Source organism: Afipia birgiae 34632 (assembly GCF_000308295.2).
Taxonomy (GTDB): Bacteria; Pseudomonadota; Alphaproteobacteria; order Rhizobiales; family Xanthobacteraceae; genus Afipia; species Afipia birgiae.
In genome coordinates this window covers 2850695-2867486 of the sequence record NZ_HG326652.1, presented here as the reverse complement: position 1 = coordinate 2867486, position 16792 = coordinate 2850695, and the positions used below count along the sequence as shown (strand labels likewise).

General features: G+C 57.2%; 15 protein-coding genes. 10 read left to right on the top strand and 5 right to left on the bottom strand.

Translation table 11 applies throughout. The features are described from left to right. The first annotated feature begins 236 nt into the window (after positions 1-236). The gene (locus tag BN32_RS13505; RefSeq protein ID WP_244438140.1) at positions 237-1442 is read left to right on the top strand and encodes an asparaginase; all 1206 of its coding nucleotides are present in this window, start codon (positions 237-239) and stop codon (positions 1440-1442) included. 358 nt (positions 1443-1800) lie between these two features. Next, complete coding sequence (locus tag BN32_RS28225; protein ID WP_197430876.1) at positions 1801-2001, top strand: putative quinol monooxygenase; 201 nt, start codon at positions 1801-1803, stop codon at positions 1999-2001. Positions 2002-2289: 288 nt separating this feature from the next. Here the strand turns inward: BN32_RS28225 and BN32_RS13500 are convergent, their stop codons facing one another. Next, on the bottom strand, positions 2290-3783 hold the full coding sequence (locus BN32_RS13500) for a tripartite tricarboxylate transporter permease (protein WP_019198751.1): 1494 nt from the start codon (positions 3781-3783) through the stop codon (positions 2290-2292). A 6-nt stretch (positions 3784-3789) separates the two neighbouring features. Further along, the gene (locus tag BN32_RS13495) at positions 3790-4239 is read right to left on the bottom strand and encodes a tripartite tricarboxylate transporter TctB family protein (protein ID WP_019198750.1); all 450 of its coding nucleotides are present in this window, start codon (positions 4237-4239) and stop codon (positions 3790-3792) included. Between the two features lie 446 nt (positions 4240-4685). Here BN32_RS13495 and BN32_RS13490 point away from each other — a divergent pair, with 446 nt between their 5' ends. Beyond that, positions 4686-5657 (top strand): Bug family tripartite tricarboxylate transporter substrate binding protein, encoded by a 972-nt coding sequence (locus BN32_RS13490; RefSeq protein ID WP_162161312.1) that lies wholly within the window; start codon positions 4686-4688, stop codon positions 5655-5657. Positions 5658-5705: 48 nt separating this feature from the next. Here the strand turns inward: BN32_RS13490 and BN32_RS13485 are convergent, their stop codons facing one another. Beyond that, positions 5706-6917 carry a CaiB/BaiF CoA transferase family protein gene (locus BN32_RS13485; protein WP_019198748.1) on the bottom strand — a complete coding sequence of 404 codons (1212 nt, stop codon included), beginning with the start codon at positions 6915-6917 and terminating at the stop codon, positions 5706-5708. A gap of 282 nt (positions 6918-7199) precedes the next feature. Here BN32_RS13485 and BN32_RS13480 point away from each other — a divergent pair, with 282 nt between their 5' ends. The 6 genes from BN32_RS13480 (at position 7200) to BN32_RS13455 (ending at position 12762) form a co-directional block, all read left to right on the top strand. Further along, entirely contained in the window at positions 7200-8015 is an 816-nt protein-coding gene (locus BN32_RS13480) for an SDR family oxidoreductase (RefSeq protein WP_019198747.1), read from the top strand. 15 nt (positions 8016-8030) lie between these two features. Continuing rightward, a complete protein-coding gene (locus tag BN32_RS13475) occupies positions 8031-8873 on the top strand; it encodes an enoyl-CoA hydratase/isomerase family protein (RefSeq protein ID WP_019198746.1) in 843 nt (280 codons plus the stop codon). A gap of 17 nt (positions 8874-8890) precedes the next feature. Then, positions 8891-9289 (top strand): Zn-ribbon domain-containing OB-fold protein, encoded by a 399-nt coding sequence (locus BN32_RS13470; RefSeq protein WP_019198745.1) that lies wholly within the window; start codon positions 8891-8893, stop codon positions 9287-9289. Beyond that, the gene (locus tag BN32_RS13465) at positions 9286-10458 is read left to right on the top strand and encodes a thiolase C-terminal domain-containing protein (RefSeq protein ID WP_019198744.1); all 1173 of its coding nucleotides are present in this window, start codon (positions 9286-9288) and stop codon (positions 10456-10458) included. Before BN32_RS13470 ends, BN32_RS13465 begins: the two co-directional genes overlap by 4 nt. Positions 10459-10487: 29 nt before the next feature. Further along, the gene (locus tag BN32_RS13460; protein WP_019198743.1) at positions 10488-11633 is read left to right on the top strand and encodes an acyl-CoA dehydrogenase family protein; all 1146 of its coding nucleotides are present in this window, start codon (positions 10488-10490) and stop codon (positions 11631-11633) included. Between the two features lie 145 nt (positions 11634-11778). Next, the gene (locus tag BN32_RS13455) at positions 11779-12762 is read left to right on the top strand and encodes a Bug family tripartite tricarboxylate transporter substrate binding protein (protein WP_019198742.1); all 984 of its coding nucleotides are present in this window, start codon (positions 11779-11781) and stop codon (positions 12760-12762) included. Positions 12763-12908: 146 nt separating this feature from the next. On the opposite strand, the gene BN32_RS13450 is transcribed toward BN32_RS13455, so the two are convergent. Continuing rightward, positions 12909-13364 (bottom strand): MaoC/PaaZ C-terminal domain-containing protein, encoded by a 456-nt coding sequence (locus BN32_RS13450; protein ID WP_040426451.1) that lies wholly within the window; start codon positions 13362-13364, stop codon positions 12909-12911. Positions 13365-13699: 335 nt separating this feature from the next. On the opposite strand from BN32_RS13450, the gene BN32_RS13445 reads away from it, so the two are divergent. After that, on the top strand, positions 13700-14917 hold the full coding sequence (locus BN32_RS13445; RefSeq protein WP_019198740.1) for an ABC transporter substrate-binding protein: 1218 nt from the start codon (positions 13700-13702) through the stop codon (positions 14915-14917). 47 nt (positions 14918-14964) lie between these two features. Here BN32_RS13445 and BN32_RS13440 read toward each other — a convergent pair whose 3' ends face one another. Then, entirely contained in the window at positions 14965-16617 is a 1653-nt protein-coding gene (locus BN32_RS13440; RefSeq protein WP_019198739.1) for a sigma-54 interaction domain-containing protein, read from the bottom strand. Positions 16618-16792 lie beyond the last annotated feature (175 nt).

Genomic DNA, 16792 nt, shown 5'->3' with positions numbered 1-16792 from the left:
CTCCCAACTGCCGAAATTCTTCAATAAATTTAACGAAATTGGCCTTGCTCGTTAAAGGCAGTGTGACCTGTGTCTCATGGTTTGGACACAGTTGGAGCACGCGTTGTCACGGTCAGCTTTCATTTCCCGCCGCGAGGGAAGATACCTGTTTAGAGCGCGCTGCCGGCTTGCCTCTCTCCGAAATCGGGGTCAGCATTCGGATCAGTCTTCGCACCGCCGACTACAGGACGGCGGTCGTGAGGGCCGCCAAAGTCGCCTCGTGGATGCTGAGCGTGAAAGCTGCGGAAGACCCTGAATCGGTGATCTTGTCGACTTCACAAGAAGATTCGCCTTCTTCATTGACGCCGCTTCTTGTCGATCTGATAGAACGCATCACACTCAGGGGATACATCATGACACTTTGCAAAAATGCTGCTCTTAGCCTGCTTATGTTGGCCGCCACACCTGCCTTTGCGCAAGACAAGCCGGTTGTGCAATTCATCGCGACCGGCGGCACGATCGCGATGAAGATCGATCCGGTGAAAAATGCACCGGTCCCTGCCATTTCTGGCGATGACTTGCTGGCAACCGTTCCTGATGTGGCCAAGTACGCCACCATCGAAGTCAACAATCTTTCCAATGTGCCGTCGGATTATATGGATCCGGCGCGTTGGGTTGTTTTGACGAAAGCAGTCCAGACAGCATTGGATCGCAATGAGGTGTCTGGCGTTATCGTTTCACACGGTACGGATACCCTGGAAGAAACAGCGTATTGGCTTGATCTGACCGTTAAATCTAGCAAACCCGTTGTTCTTATCGGCGCGCAGCGCAATGCCTCGGTGTCCGATTTTGACGGCCCGCGCAATCTGCTGAATGCAGTCCGTATTGCTGTTGATCCGCAGGCGAAGGATAAAGGCGCGATGCTGGCAATGAACAACCAGATCAATGCCGCACGTTACGTGACGAAAACCCATACAGCCAATGTAGAGACATTCAAATCAGGTGACTACGGCTTCCTGGGTGAGGTTTATCCTGATCGCGTGAACTTCTCTTACGTGCAACTGCGTCGTCAGTACATTCCCATCCGGGCAGAGAAAATGCCTGAGGTGGAAATCGTGGCGATGTATGGTGGTGCAGATGGCGAAGCCTTGCGTAATGCTGTTGACCGCGGCGTCAAGGGTGTCGTGGTGCAGGCGTTGGGCATGGGCAACATGAATGTTGCGATGTTCAATGCAGTTAAATACGCGATCTCCAAAAATGTCGCAGTTGTGGTCTCGACACGCGTGCACAACGGTCGCGTTTTGCCTAACTACGGTTTTGAAGGCGGCGGAAAAACTTCATTTGATGCGGGTGCAGTCATGGCTGACGATTTGAAGCCGGCAAAGGCGCGTATCTTGTTGATGCTGTCTTTGCAAAATGGCGTAAGCAGCCAGAGCGACTTGCAGGCGGCATTTAACCGCTGATGTTGCGTGGTTGGTTGACTGACAATCAAGCGTGTTAAGGGGGAAGGCGTGCATGCATCCGCTGCACGCCTTCAACGAGCGCGCTCTTTGAAAGTCAACGTAAGAATTCGCGTTGGCTTGTGGCGTCTCAGCGTCATTTCGCCTTCTGAAATGTCCACATCGTGCTGACCGCCCGACGGCGTCCGCAATGCGATCGTCTTCTGCTCGCAAGTGATGACTGTTCCACCGGGTGTAATGTTGCGGGGCAATCGTGTCGATTGCAGGCCGGTTGTCGCCAAGCCGGCATCATTCGGCTTGAGCAGCGGTAACAAAGACAATGGAAGCGATTATCGGGATCGTGCGCATGCTGTGATCTCCCATATTCGCGCAAAATCCGGCAGGTCGGGGGAGTTGGACAAACGCCTCCTCGCTCTCGTTCGCGCCGTCACGCGCAGAGCAGGGATGCATCAACTACGATCTGCATCGCTCGACGGAAGATCCCGAACTGTGGTGCGTCTACGAGAACTGGCGCTCGGCTGACGATCTCGCCGCACACTTCGAACTGCTCGCCCCGATTTGAGCGCCCTTGCGGTGCTGCAGGCAATGCTGCTCGCATTCGAAGTGTCGCGAGTGTCCTGCGAATCCTTGGTGTGTACAGTGAACTGCGGGGCGCCCGCGACGACATTTGGCGTGATGCTTGTTCGAAGAGGTCTGAGGAAAACCGATCCGTCAACGATCCTCAAAGGTTAGGTCAGCTAGCCGCGCCTCGGCGCGATTCATTTCCAGGATTGGCTCACACAAGCCGTGCGTCAGCACCAAGCACGACAGCAATGTGCGACTCCCGCATTGAGCTCTGAGGTGGTTACTCTTATTCCTGAAAAGCCTCTTCGCGCTGCTTGCGTGCAGAAGGAAGCAGGAAAAGTGCGAGCATGACAAGGATGAGAGCAAGAAACGTTGCGCTTATTGGGCGCTCGACAAAGATGCTCGGATTCCCTTGTGACAGCAGCAAGGACCTGCGCAGATTTTCTTCCAGCAACGGACCGAGAATGAAACCAAGGATCAACGGCGCTCCCTCGCAGCCAAGTCTAACAAGCAAATATCCGCAGACCGACAAGGCGCTCGCAAGGTAGACGTCGAAAGAGCTTGAGTTCAAGCTGTAAACCCCGATGCAACAGAACACGACGATACAGGGATAGAGAACGCGATAAGGTACGCTCAGCAGCTTTACCCACAAGCCGACCAGCGGCAGGTTAATAATGAGAAGCATGAGATTTCCGACCCACATGCTGGCGACCATTCCCCAGAAGAGCGACGAATTGGTTGTCATCACAGCTGAACCCGGTGCGATGCCCTGAATCATCATTGCTCCCATCATGAGCGCCATGACGGCATTCGACGGGATTCCGAGGGTGAGCAGAGGAATAAACGAGGTTTGTGCACCGGCATTGTTTGCGGATTCCGGCCCTGCGACTCCTTCAATCGCGCCGCGGCCAAAGCGCTCAGGGTTTTTGGAGATGCGCTTTTCGAACATATAGGAAGCAAAGGAGCTCAACACGGCGCCACCGCCTGGCAATAGGCCGAGGATGCTGCCCAAGATCGTGCCGCGCGCTATGGCGGGGGCGGATTCGCGCAGTTCGGTACGGTTGGGCATGAGCCGTCCGACCTTGCTAATTGTGCCGTGTCGATGGCTCTGTTGAACAAGATTTCCGATTACTTCGGCGAGCCCGAAGAAGGCGAGCGCCACGATGACGAATTCAATTCCCTCGGACAGGTTGACTGTACCGAAGGTAAATCGAGAAGCCCCCGAATTGACATCGGTCCCGACGATTCCCATCAGCAGTCCGGCGACAACCATCGCGATCGCTTTCAGAAAATCACCGGCTGCCAGGAGCGTTGCGCAAACAAGTCCGAACAGCATCAGAGAGAAATATTCAGGAGCGCCGAAATTCTGCGCGACGCCTGCGAGCATTGGTCCAATGGCGGCGAGTGCCAGCGTTCCAAAGCTACCCGCAACGAAGGAGCCGATGGCCGCGATGGCCAGGGCGATGCCCCCGCGGCCATCGCGCGCCATGGCGTGACCGTCGAGCGCAGTCACAACCGAGCTCGATTCGCCCGGAAGATTAAGCAGGATAGCGGTTGTTGAGCCGCCATACTGCGAACCGTAGTAAATGCCAGCAAGCATGATGAGCGCGGCGATCGGCGACAGGCTGTAGGTTATCGGCAACAACATCGCCATGGTCGCAACAGGACCAATGCCGGGAAGGACACCTATCAGCGTTCCGAGAAGGCAACCAAGAAAAGCAAATGCAAGATTTGCCGGAGTTGTCGCAACCGAAAATCCAAGAGCGAGATTGTCAAGCATTCGCGTTCACCACTTCGCGAGGGGGATAGCCAAACCGAGCCCGTATATGAAAACAATGGAGCAGAAGCCGCACAGCAGGAGTGGTAGCAAAACCATCTCCTTCAAGGACGATCGCTGAATCGCAGCCATTGCCAATAGACAGGACGCAATCAAAGCCGGCACAAAACCAAAGCGCGGAAGGATCCAGCCGAAAGCAACGAGCGATCCGCCGATAGCAAAGATGGGTCTTAGCCTTTCGATCGTCAGTTTCCCGCGCGGCGTCATGAAGCCTCGCGCTGCTATAACGATGCCGAGACCAGTGAGAAGAACGCCAAGTACGCGGGGGAAAAAGCCCGGACCCATGCGAGCGATCGATCCAAAGTCGTAGCTGGCGGAAACATATACAACTCCAGCCCCGAGGCCGGCGAAGATCAAACCGCTCAACACGTCCACATCGTTGATTGGTGAAAGCCTCATCTGACGAAAATCCCCCAAGCGCTTCTCAATTGGCGAGAACAGGTTGTTTTCTTGGCCATATCCCCGCTAACCGTCAGTCAGCAATTTCCATGCCGCATGTGTGTCTTCTGCGCCAATAGCGGTCCGCTCGCACATTGCGCCCCGTCCTAAGCGCTTAAACTCCTTTCGAGGCCGCCGTTACGCAGTAGCGAGAAGATTGTCACTGCATTCGCGTGAGAAGCCTCCGCCAAGCTGATGCTGGTGAGGACATAGTGTTTTCGGCGCACACACCCGGCCCGCATTGAGAGTCCCATAGAGCCGGTTGGCCGGTGCCGGCAGCAGCCGAGAAGGCAAGTTTTCCGCATGGCACAGCAATTGCTGTGGCGATGGAGCCGCCTGGCGCCGCTCGCCGACGCGAGTTGCGCTCAATAAGGCCATCGGAAGCAAAGCCATTGGAGGGAAAGTTTGTGATTCATCAGCTGAAGCGAATTGTTGCCACGTGTCTGGCGCTGACATTCTTTGCGGGTGTAGCATCCGCACAAACCTGGCCGAAGGGGCCAGTGCGTCTCATCATACCATTCCCAGCTGCTGGTCAGACCGATCTGTTGGGACGGGCCTACAGCGAAGCATTGCGTGGCGTTATCAACGAAGCCGTCGTGGTCGAAAACAAGAGCGGGGCAGGCGGCAATGTGGGCGCCGCTATTGCAGCTCAGGCTGCGGGAGACGGGCAAACCATCCTGATGGTTACACCGGGCATACTTTCGATCAATCGCTGGTTGTACAAGTCTCAGGGCTTCGATCCAGACAAGGACTTCAAGATGGTCTCGGTGGTTGGTTTGATGCCCAGTGGTGTTGCGGTTCATCCGAGCGTTCCGGTCAGCAATCTGAAAGAGCTGGTTGCACTCATGAAGACCCGCTCGAACATTCGGACCGGGTCTCCTGGCGTCGGGACGACCGGACATCTGATGATAGAACTGCTTAAGAGCGATGTCGGCGTTAGTTCCATTCATGTGCCATACCGTGGCAACGGGCCGGCTCTTCAGGCTCTCATCGGTGGAGAAGTCGATACGCTGATCGATGGTATCCCGGCCATGATCGCGCAACATCAAAAGGGAGCGATCAAGGTTCTCGCCGTCACTTCTCCGACGCCCTTGAAGCAGCTTCCAGGTGTCCCGACCGCGGCCGAGCAGGGTTTTCCGCAGATCACGAACCAAGCGTGGTATGGCATCGTAGTCCCGGCCTCAACGCCGGACGCTGTTGTTGCGCAGATTTACGCCGCGTCGACCAAGGCGATGTCCGATCCCAAGTTGCTTGAACGGTTCGCTACGCTTGGAATCGAGCCTCAGACCTTGAATGGGGCTCAGATGGCAAAAATCGCTCAGGAAGAGTCGGTTCGCTGGAAGGGCGTTGTGGAGAAGTCGGGCGCCAAGCTCGATTAACGGCGAGCGCGAGCTCAGCTCAGTTTGATCATGCTTGGGGGGACGAGCCTATCCGCTCAGGATCGCCCCCTTTGCAACCAACCCGTCGATCTCGCCTGGCGAGTATCCGAATCCTTGCAAAACATCGAGCGTATCTGCGCCGATAGCGCCCGCAGGCTTCCCCATTTGAGCGGGGGTCGCTGAGAACGTGATCGGGGAGCGAATTGCTGTGATCTGCCCCTCGCTCGGATGCTGGACTGTCTGGAACAGGCCCACCGCGTTGAGGTGTTGATCGTCCAGCAGCGCCTTGAGACCGAGTACGGGCGCAACCGGAATGCTGGCGGCTCGCAGTTTCTCCAGCCAGTAGCCCGTCGACTTCTCAGCGAGGATCTTGCCGAGCAGGCTGTACAGGACTTCGTAGTTCTGGCTTCGCGCTGTCTGGCTCGAGAAGCGAGGGTCGGCTGCAAGATCCGGACGATCAACTATTCTGAAAAAGTCGCGCCAATTCTTGTCGTTGTAGGGCAGTGCGCAAACGTATCCATCGGTGGTGCGGTGTGGCTTTCGGAGTTGCGACAGCACACGCGCATATCCAATCTCCTGGTCGCGCCCGAAGGTGCAATCGCCCAGGTGTTCGACCATCAGAAACTGCACCATCGTTTCAAACATCGGAACTTCGATCTGTTGGCCCTCTCCAGTGCGCTGCTTGTGAAGCAGCGCGGCAAGAAGTGCGTATGCGAGCGTCAGCCCGCAGACCTTGTCCGCGATGACTGTTGGAAAGAAGCGCGGCTCGCCGGCCAGCTGCGATGCAATATCTGCAATTCCACACAACCCTTGAATCATGTCGTCGTAAGCCGGCTCATCGCCATAGGGGCCATTTGCTGCATACCCATAAGCGCCGCAATAAACGATGTCTGGTTTGATCGTCTTCACACTCGCGTAGTCGAGCCCGAGCCGCTCAATCGCCTTTGGTCGCATCGCATGCACGAACGCATCTGCCCCGCCGATAATTTTCATTAGCACGTCGCGAGCCTCGAGCTTCTTCAAGTCGAGTGCAACAAGGCGCTTGCCGCGGTTCAGTGTTAGATGGATGGGGCCCATGGCGTGGCCGCCGTTCTTGCCGACATGACGCATAATGTCTCCGTCAGGAGATTCAATCTTGATCACGTCGGCTCCGAAGTCGGCCATCACTTGCATTGCATAGGGACCCATGATGACGGCCGTCAGATCAACGATCTTGATGCCGTGAAGAGGCCCGTGTTGCGTCTTGAATGCGCTGCTCATGGTGGCTCGCCTGCCTTGGATTTGAGATCGGTGACTTGAAGACTGATGACGTCGTTTTGCCGTTGGCAAAATATGTGCCATGCGGTGATTGAGTGCAGCTAATGCGTAAGATATTTGTTGCAGCGCACGCTGTCCGCGACGCAGACAGAGCGCACACCGCGCTGTACGCGGACAGGACATAAGTACTGCTTCTGTTGCTGCATTTGGTCAGCGCTGACAGGCTTCGCTCTCATGGTATGCGCCTTGCACAGCGACGTGGGCATTACCCACAGCGAGACATCGATGAGCGAACTCAATTCTTCAATCTTCACCCCTGCAATGCTCGCAGGGCGAACGGCCTTCATCACTGGCGGCGGCACAGGCATTGGGCTCGGCATCGCGCAGATGTTTTCCCGGCTAGGTGCGCGCGTCGTGATTGCCAGCCGAAAGCAGGATGTCGTGATGGCGGCTGCAGAAGGCTTGCAGAGCGCAGGAGGTGAAGCGCTCGGCATTGTCATGGATGTTCGGGACTATGACGCGGTTGCGGCTGCGATGACCAAGACGGTCGCGCACTGGGGCGGTATTGATATTCTCATCAACAATGCTGCGGGGAATTTTGCCTGTCCCACCGAGGAACTTTCATCCAACGGCTGGAAGACTGTGGTTGATATTGATCTCAACGGCACGTTCCATTGTTGTCATGCCGCATTTCCCCATCTATCGGCCTCTCCTCATGTCGGCCGCATCGTCAGTATCATTACCGCTTACGCCTGGGGTGGCTGGCCCGGATGTGCGCCGGCGGCAGCGGCGAAGGCTGGCATTCAATCCCTTACACGCACACTCGCGCTGGAGTGGGGTCCGAAGAACATCCTGTCGAATACAGTCGCGCCGGGCCCGATTGCCGATACCGTCGGCACACGCAAGATTCACGAAGAGACCGACCGCGCCGAAGCCGAACTCGACAGAGTGCCGGTCGCCCGTTTCGGTCGTGTCGATGAAATTGCGGCCGCAGTGACTTACCTCGTGTCGCCTGCGGCACTTTACGTCAATGGCACTGATCTTGTCGTCGACGGTGGTCGGCAGTTCAAAGCCACATCATCCCGCTCGCGCAAATCCTAATCCGAAGGCTCCGTCATGAATCAAGAAAAAGCATCGCCTATCAAGATCACCCGCGACGGGTCGGTCGCTGTCGTCCGGCTCGCATGTGACGAGAACCGGAATTCGTTGACTCAGGACATGCGAAATTCGATCGCCGCAACGTTTCATGAACTGGAAACGGACGTGGATTGCCGGGCCGTCTACCTCACCGGCAGCGGACAGTCGTTCTGTTCTGGTGGCGATTTGCCGATGCTGAAGAATGAGATGGATCCGTGGTCTACGCACGTTCGCTTCAATAGAACAGCGCAGTGGTTGACGTCGCTGATCCGCTTCCGCAAGCCTGTTGTGGTCGGCGTCAACGGCTATGCCATTGGCGGTGGTTTTGGATTATCCTTGATCGGGGACACCATCGTCGCGGCGGAAAGCGCACAGATGATGGCCGGATTCTTCCGGCTCGGTGTGATTCCGGACATTGGCGTGATGTACAATCTGCCGCGGCTGATAGGGCTGGCGCGCGCGCGCTCCTTTATCTTCGAGAACAAGACATGGAGCGGCAAGGATGCCGTTGAGAACGGAGTGGCTTCCGCCGTCGTGCCGGATGACCGCCTTGATGAGGAATGCCTCAAGCGCGCGCACGCCTTCGCAAGCGGCCCCGTGGAGACAATGGGTCTGGCGAAGTGGCTGATGGGCAGAACATTCGAAAGCTCGGTGGACGATATGATGGCGTTCGAAAATCTCGGTCAGTCGCTTGCATTCACCAGCCAGGCATTTCAGGCGGGTCTCGACGGACTGATGAACAAGAAGAAGCCGGACTTCCCGGCGGCGTCCGAACGGGAAACCTTTGTCAAAGCGGCGCGCGCCAGGAAGAAGGCCAAGTGAGCGGTTCTGATTTACCGATGCCGGCCAGCAATGCGGACAGTGCGCCTTACTGGCAGGCCGCGCGTGAGGGAAAGCTCGTGCTGCAGCAGTGCGCAGCGTGCGGGCTCAAGCGATTTCTCCCCCGTCATTTGTGCCCGACTTGCTGGTCCGACCAGACACAGTGGGTTGAGGCATGCGGCCGGGGCACGGTTCATGCGGTCACAACTGTCCGGCGCGCGCCATCGCAGGCATTTCGCGAGAAAGTCCCTTACGTGGTCGCTCTTGTTGATCTCGAGGAGGGACCGAGGATGCTGACCAACATCGTTGGGCCCAACGCGGAGCAGGCTCGTATCGGGCAGCCGGTGGAAGTCACTTTCGAGGTGCGTGAAAACGGCGTGGTTCCTCAATTTCGGATCGCCGGGGGGAACGCAAAATGAGCGAAGGCCTACGTAATCGCGCAGTTGTTGTCGGTGTCGGTGAATCTGACATCGGCAAGGTGCCCAACATGACCGGCCTCGGCTTGAACGCGCAGGCTGCAAAACGCGCGCTCGACGACGCCGGGCTCAAGCCGAGCGACATCGACGGTCTGCTGACCGCATACTCCTTCACCGAACCCTATTTCATGCTGGGCTCGGTCCTGGCGGAATATCTCGGCCTTAAGCCAACGTTCTGCGCGTCGGTGATTGTCGGTGGGGCTTCGCCGGCGGCGATGATTGGTCACGCCGCGGCTGCGATCGCAGCCGGTCGTTGCCGTGCCGTGCTCATTTGCGCTGGAGAGAACCGCGCCACGGGCCTGTCGCGCGACGAGGCCGTGACCGCGCTTGCGGCCGTCGGCCATCCGTATTTCGAAGCGCCTTACGGCGCCTTCATTCCGGCTCTCTACGCGATGGTGGCCAACCGCTATATGCACGAATACGGCACCACCTCGGAACAGATGGCGGCCGTCGCCGTGCAGTCGCGAAAGCACGCGATGCTGCATCCGAATGCCCATATGCGGACGCCGATTTCGGTCGATGATGTTCTCAATGCAAAGCGAATAGCCGATCCGCTGGGCGTGCTGGATTGTTGCCTGATATCGGATGCGGGTGGCGCGATTGTTGTCGCGCATCCGGACCTTGCGCGCGACCGGCCAAAAGCGCCGGCATGGCTGCTTGGCGTGGGGGAACACCACACCCACGAGCATCTGATTGCGTCGCCCAGTTTGACCGAGTTCGGCGCAATCGAATCCGGACGTCTTGCGTACGCAATGGCAGGACTTGGGCCGAAGGAGATAGATTTCGCCGAGCTTTATGATTGCTTCAGCATCGTGCCGATCATCGAAGCCGAAGAGCTCGGCCTGTGCGATCGCGGCGAGGGCGGAGCTTTGTTCGCCGGAGGCCATGCCGCTTTCAACGGGCGTCTTCCCATCAACACGCATGGAGGGATGCTGTCGCATGCTCATGCAGGAGCAGCGGGAGGCTTGTTCGGCGTCATAGAAGCCGTACGCCAGCTGCGCGGCGAATGTTCAAATCGTCAGGTCAGCAAGCACGAGGTCGCTCTTGTGCATAGTGAGGGCGGCATCATGTCGTCGCACTGCACGCTGATTCTTGGCCGTGATCGCAACTGATCACCCGAAAATTCTGGAGATATCAAGCTATGCCTTACAAGACATTCGGGTTCACCGAAGACCAAGTGTTGATGCGTGACAATGTTCTTCGCCTTCTTGAACGTGTGTTCCCGAGCGAAGCCATCCATGATCATGAAGTGCGTTCGGCTTATCCGCATCACGCGCACGCCGAACTCGCGCGCGCGGGTTGGTTCGCGTTTCCCTTCGAGGAAAAGTACGGCGGCGCAAATTGCTCGCACAAGGATCTCACGGTTCTCCTCGAAGCACTGGCGTATCATCATAAGGGATTGTCTACGGCCTATCTGGGCCCGACGATCTACGGAGGAACGGCGCTGCGTCATGCAGGCAGCGAGGAGCACAAAAGCACCTACATTCCGCAGATCATTGCCGGAAAGATCCAGATGGCGATCTGCTACACGGAGCCATCGAGCGGTTCGGATGCGGCCGGCATCCGCACGCGGGCGGTGCGTGATGGTGACGACTACATCATCACGGGCCAGAAAGTCTTCATCACCAATGCGCATGTCGCCGACCTCATGGTGGTCAGCGCCAAGACCAATCCGGATGCGGGCCGCCGGGGCCTCAGCATGTTCCTTGTCGATGCGAAGTCGGCCGGAATCCAGGTTCGCAATCTCGATCCGCTGGGCAGCCGCACGACATTGATCAATGAAGTGTTCTTCGACGATGTGCGCGTGCCCGCGAGCAATCTGCTCGGCGCGGAGAATGAGGGCTGGAAGCTCCTTATGCGAGGTCTCAACATGGAGCGGCTGGTGCTCGCCGCCGCGAGCTGTGGCCAGGCGCTCAAGGTCATCGAGATCGCAAAGGCGTTTGCAAAGGAACGCAAGGCCTTCGGGAAATCCCTGACCGAGTATCAGGTGATTTCACATCGGCTGGCCGAGATGCAAATGCTGACGGAATCCGCGCGCGCAATGACGTTTCACACCGCCGATATGCTGGATGCGGGTGTCAACGCCGTGATGGAAACTGCCACAGCCAAAACGGTCGCCGCAGAAAATGCCTGGAAGGTCGCAGATCTCGGGATGTCTATTCTTGCCGGCAGCGGCTATGTGCAGGGCGACATGCAGCGTATCTTCCGGGATGCGCGCCTCGGCCCGATCGGTGGAGGAACCAGCGATATTCTGCGCAATGTGGTTGCGAAGGAAATGGGGCTCTAACCAAAGCGCTACCTACAGGATGCAACGAGGCACGTATGGGGCTGATACGAGCCTAGCGCCGCGTAACAAGCCGACGTGGTACGAGTAAGTCTAATAGGCTGGGCCGGGCGGAGCGCGGACCGATTACATGGGATGACCTATGAGAATGATGAGAAAAGATCTGGGCCGAGTTGCGTTGCTGGCTGCGTTGTTCTTCTGTGTTGTTACAAAGCCTGATGCGTTCGCCCAGTCCGAGTATCCCACCCGTCCTATCCGGGTGATCGTAGGATACGCCGCCGGCGGATTGACCGACGTGATGACGCGCATGCTGGGCGAGCGGATGAGCCGCGAGCTTGGTCAGCCGATCGTCGTCGAAAACAAGGTCGGTGCGGCAGCTTCACTGGCTGCGACGTTTGTCGTGCAGTCGCCACCTGACGGCTACACGGTGTTGATGGGAACGACGAGCCTTGCCATCAATCCCAGCCTGCAGCCGTCGTTGACGCCGCGCAATCCGATGGCAGAACTGGATCCGATCGGGCTCGCTTACGAGACGCCGTTCGTACTTCTTACAAGTAAAAATATTCCGGCTAGATCGTTCGCTGAATTCCTCGCTTATGCGAAGGAAAAGCCTGGCCAGCTCAACGTCGCCAGTTCCGGAAACGGGGCGGTCAACCATCTGATTCTCGAAATGGTCAGCCGGCGGGCCGGAGTGCAATTGATGCATATCCCTTACAAGGGGGCAGCGCCCGCCATCATTGACATTCTGGCCGGCAGGCTTGATGCCACCTTCGCGACGCCGCTCGATGCCGTTCCCGTTTCAGAGCAGGGTGCCGGTCAGATTCTCGCAGTTACGTCGAACAAGCGCGTGGCGCTTCTGCCGAACGTGCCTCCCGTTGCGGAAACCCTGCCCGGTGTGCAGGGCGTATTCTGGCAAGCCCTCTTCGTTCCAAAAGGAACACCGGAACCGATCATTACCAAGCTTGCAAACGCTTTGCGTATTGCGACCGAAGACGCTCAGTTGCGATCCAAGGTTGCCGAGCGCGGTGTAACCATGATGACAGGTGGCCCTGAAGAACTACGCGCATTCCTCAAGTCCGAGACCGATGATTGGGGGAAACTCATTCGCGAGGCTGGCATCAAGGTGGAATAGTCGGGGATTCCCGGATCAATCCGGATGCTATGGAAAAAATGGCGACCGCGGCTTTTCTGCCCGGTCGCCGATTCCGTTTTCGATACAAGCAGATCGTGTTGCTGGGAACTGCAAGCGGAACGATCTCAGCCGTGAGCAACTGCTCCTTAGGGGCGTCGGCGATATAGCAGCGTTGCGGTCATCTGCTGCACTTCGACGTCGTTCTGGTTTCGGATGCTCCGTTGCAGTGTAACAGAGCCGCGGTCCGGCTTCGACGAAGCGCGTGTTGCAGTCACCGTCGCGTATACGCGGATCGTATCACCATGTTTGACGGGCGTGACGATGCGCCAGTTCGTGATTTCAAGTAACGCCAGAAGAGTTCCGTCGTTAATGCCGCTCGCGTAGGTCAAGCCACCGGCAATCGCATAGATCAACGGGCCGTGAGCAATCGGCTCGCCAAACTGGGTTGACTTGCAGTACTCGCAATTGGTGTGCACTTCGTTGAAGTCGCCTGAGAGGCAGGCGAAGTTCACGATGTCGGTGGATGTTATCGTTCGGGCTGGGGTAACCAGTACTTTCCCGATCTCGAAGTCTTCAAAATACATCCCGCGAGGCTGATCCATGTCCGTTTCCTTGTGATTGGTCGGCATCAGGCAGCAAACTCTGTGCCAAGGTTACGTTTGCGGGAGCAGGCAGCCGCGTGCCCCGGCCGTTCAGCGATTGAGGTGGAGTCTGGCCCTTGAACTGATGAGGCCTGAAAGAATCTGTGGTGCGCTGCCGCAATACGGATGGATGGTCGAGCCCTTCGACGTTTTCTGTGTTGGCGGAAAACACAGGTGTCTTTGGCGAAGCCAATTGAGGCCAGCGGTTTCTTTGGAAACCTCAAGGATTCCTGCAGGTTTTCTTATTGGCACTCAACTTGCTGTCCTCCCGATGGGATTAAACGGGAGGTCATCACATGAAATTTCTTGCCACAGCAGCAGCGGCTGCGATTTGGATCGTAGCATCGTCGAGCTACGGCGTTGCACAATACTCGGATGATGTCGTCAAGATCGGCGTTCTTGACGATATGTCCGGGCCCTATGCCGACATTCAGGGGCCGGGCGATGTTGTCGCGGTCAAGATGGCCGTCGAGGATTTCGGCGGCAAGGTGAACGGAAAGCCGATCGAAGTGGTTTCCGGCGACCTTCAGAACAAGGTCGACGTCGGCAGTGCCATTGCTCGTCGTTGGTACGATGTCGACAAGGTCGATACCATTTTGGGGCTTGGCAACTCAGGGGTTGCTCTCGCTGTGCAAGGCATGTCCCAGGAAAAGAACCGGATTGCAATCACGACAGCAGCCGGATCGACCGCGCTAACCGGCAAGGCGTGCTCGCCAACCGGAATTCACTGGGTCTACGATACTTATGCGCTCGCGAACGGAACGGCGAGTGCAATCATGAAGCAGGGCGGCGGCGATAGCTGGTTCTTTCTGACGGCAGACTATGCATTCGGCCACTCGCTCGAACAGGAAACTTCGACGATCGTGAAGCGAAAGAACGGAAAAGTCGTCGGGGCCGTAAGGGCTCCGCTAAATTCGTCCGACTTCTCGTCTTTCATTTTGCAAGCCCAAGCCTCGAAAGCTCAGGTCATCGGGCTTGCGAACGCCGGCGCAGACACCATCAATGCAATCAAGACTGCGGCGGATTTTGGTGTCGTATCAGGCGGACAGAAGATGGCCGGTCTTCTGGTTCTGTTGACCGATATTCGTACGCTTGGGCTCACCGCCGCGCAGGGGCTGTTGTTCACGGAGGCCTATTACTGGGATCAGAACGACGAGACACGTGCTTTCTCAAAGCGGTTCGCTGAGCGCCACGGGGGCAAGCCGCCAACGATGTTCCAGGCGGGCATCTATAGCGCGGCGATGCACTACCTGAAGGCGGTGAAGGCCGCGGGTACGGACGAGACAAAGGCCGTGATGACACAAATGAGAAACATCCCGGTCAATGACTTTATGACCAAAAATGGCAGCATCCGCGAAGACGGCCGAATGATGCGCGACATGTATTTGCTTCAGGCCAAGAAGCCGTCTGAGTCGAAAGGGGAATGGGATCTCATGAACGTCATCGCGACCATTCCCGCTGATCAAGCCTTCCGGCCACTCTCGGAAAGCGAATGTCCGCTAATTAAGAAGTAAGGATCGATCGGGCGGAGGAGGGATGTTCTCTCGTCCGCCCGATGATTTCAAGCATCGTGAATTTCGCCCATTTCAGCGAGTTTCTTGTACAGAAATGAACGCGAAATCCCCAAGAGGGCTGCAGCTTTCTTCTTGTTGCCGCCGCACGCCGCAATAGCTTCCCTGATTTGCTCGTTCTGAAGCTCAGCAACGACGTTCTTGAGGTCGCGGGATGGAAGATCTCGCGGCGCTATGGGTGGCGGCGCCGCGCCCAAGCGAGCGGGCATTTGAGATAGATCCTCTACGCCGATGGTAACGCCGTCTGAAAAAACAAAGGCGCGTTCAATTTCATGCTGAAGCTGACGAATGTTACCAGGCCACGGCCTTTCAGCCAGCTCAGCCAATGCCGCTGCGCTGATATCCGGTACGGGCCTGGCGTGCCTGTATGCAATGTCATGCAGAAACTTCGTCGCCAGCAAGGGGATGTCTTCGATCCGTTCGCGTAGCGGGGGAAGTTCGATGACAATCGGCGATATGCGGTAGAACAGATCGAGCCGAAAGACTCCGCTCTCAACCGAGGCTTGCAAGTCCTTGTTGGTTGCAGAAACAAGACGAAAATCTACGGCTCGGGGACGATCTCCGCCGACGCGCTCCACAATTCGATCCTGCAGGACGCGAAGGAGTTTTGCCTGAACCTCAAGGGGCGTGTCGCCGATTTCGTCCAGGAAGATCGTGCCACCTTCGGCTTGTTCGAACTTGCCCTTGCGTCCTTTTTTGTCGGCACCTGTAAAAGCGCCGGCTTCGTAACCGAACAGTTCCGATTCCACCAGATTGGCAGGAAGAGCGGCAGCATTCACGTTGACCATCGAACGGTCGCGGCGCGGGCTGAGGTGATGAAGGGCGTGTGCGACGAGCTCTTTGCCCGTGCCGCTTTCTCCGCGAATAAGTACAGGGATCTCGAGTGGAGCGACCTTGATGATCTGCGCCCGGAGCCGCTGCACTGCGGTGCTCCCGCCAATGATGGCCTCTAACCCGTAGTCGCGGGATCGCAGGGTTTCGGTCTCGCGTTTGTAGAACTCAAGTTCTCCTTCGAGAGCTTTGACCCGAAGGCTGAGCGCCTCCAGCTGTTGAGGTCCTTTGAACATGACCCGTCCAATGGCGCCGATTATCTGGCCATCGCGCTTGATTGGGATGCGGGAGACGACGCGGTCAGATCCGCGCATGCGCTGGATGGAGCCGATTTCTGCTTTTCCGGAAGCAACGACTTCGTGCAGCCGGGTGTTGTCGATGACCTGCTCGACCGGTCGGCCAATTCCGTCTCCGGATTTAAGGCCGAAGAATGTTTCGTGAATGGGGGAAACGTAGACGAGGTGGGCATTTTTATCCACGACCGTCATTCCATCAAACGGATCGGTCAGCAGGTGCTGAAAAATATCCCAGGCAAAATCCACACTCCCGATGAAGTTAAGGAGTGCGTCTCCAGGAGCATTGCTGAAGACAAGGAGTTCGCCCTGTTCCATGGGAATGAGCAAAACTGTAAAAACCTTACGATCCAAATTCAGGGTCGTGAGGCGCTGATTGCGGATATCGCCCATCCACACCTTGTCTGTGGCCAGTGACTTGACACGCGGATCACTGCCTATGCCGACGGTCATCACCGGGCGATTTGTAGCGTCGGTCAGGACGACTCCGGCGACCGCGAAGTTCGTTGTTGCAGGCATTTCCTCTGTCCTTTTTGAGGACACATCAGCATGGCGATGAGGTCATCGCAAGGACATTTGTTGCCACGGAAGACACGAAGGATTTTCGATACCGTGGCTTTAAAAGGGAATCCGGCCCAATTCGCTCAAACGGTGTGTGAAGCTGGAGCTGGCACAGCTGTTGCTGTTGTAATGC

What these genes read in the sequence shown, in the direction of transcription:
- BN32_RS13485 (WP_019198748.1), bottom strand. Translation starts at nt 6,917, where the DNA reads ATGAGCAGCGCATTCAAGACGCAACACGGGCCTCTTCACGGCATCAAG.
- BN32_RS13500 (WP_019198751.1), bottom strand. Translation starts at nt 3,783, where the DNA reads ATGCTTGACAATCTCGCTCTTGGATTTTCGGTTGCGACAACTCCGGCA.
- BN32_RS13495 (WP_019198750.1), bottom strand. Translation starts at nt 4,239, where the DNA reads ATGAGGCTTTCACCAATCAACGATGTGGACGTGTTGAGCGGTTTGATC.
- BN32_RS13445 (WP_019198740.1), top strand. Translation starts at nt 13,700, where the DNA reads ATGAAATTTCTTGCCACAGCAGCAGCGGCTGCGATTTGGATCGTAGCA.
- BN32_RS13470 (WP_019198745.1), top strand. Translation starts at nt 8,891, where the DNA reads ATGCCGGCCAGCAATGCGGACAGTGCGCCTTACTGGCAGGCCGCGCGT.
- BN32_RS13455 (WP_019198742.1), top strand. Translation starts at nt 11,779, where the DNA reads ATGATGAGAAAAGATCTGGGCCGAGTTGCGTTGCTGGCTGCGTTGTTC.
- BN32_RS13480 (WP_019198747.1), top strand. Translation starts at nt 7,200, where the DNA reads ATGAGCGAACTCAATTCTTCAATCTTCACCCCTGCAATGCTCGCAGGG.
- BN32_RS13440 (WP_019198739.1), bottom strand. Translation starts at nt 16,617, where the DNA reads ATGCCTGCAACAACGAACTTCGCGGTCGCCGGAGTCGTCCTGACCGAC.
- BN32_RS13475 (WP_019198746.1), top strand. Translation starts at nt 8,031, where the DNA reads ATGAATCAAGAAAAAGCATCGCCTATCAAGATCACCCGCGACGGGTCG.
- BN32_RS13465 (WP_019198744.1), top strand. Translation starts at nt 9,286, where the DNA reads ATGAGCGAAGGCCTACGTAATCGCGCAGTTGTTGTCGGTGTCGGTGAA.
- BN32_RS13460 (WP_019198743.1), top strand. Translation starts at nt 10,488, where the DNA reads ATGCCTTACAAGACATTCGGGTTCACCGAAGACCAAGTGTTGATGCGT.
- BN32_RS13450 (WP_040426451.1), bottom strand. Translation starts at nt 13,364, where the DNA reads ATGGATCAGCCTCGCGGGATGTATTTTGAAGACTTCGAGATCGGGAAA.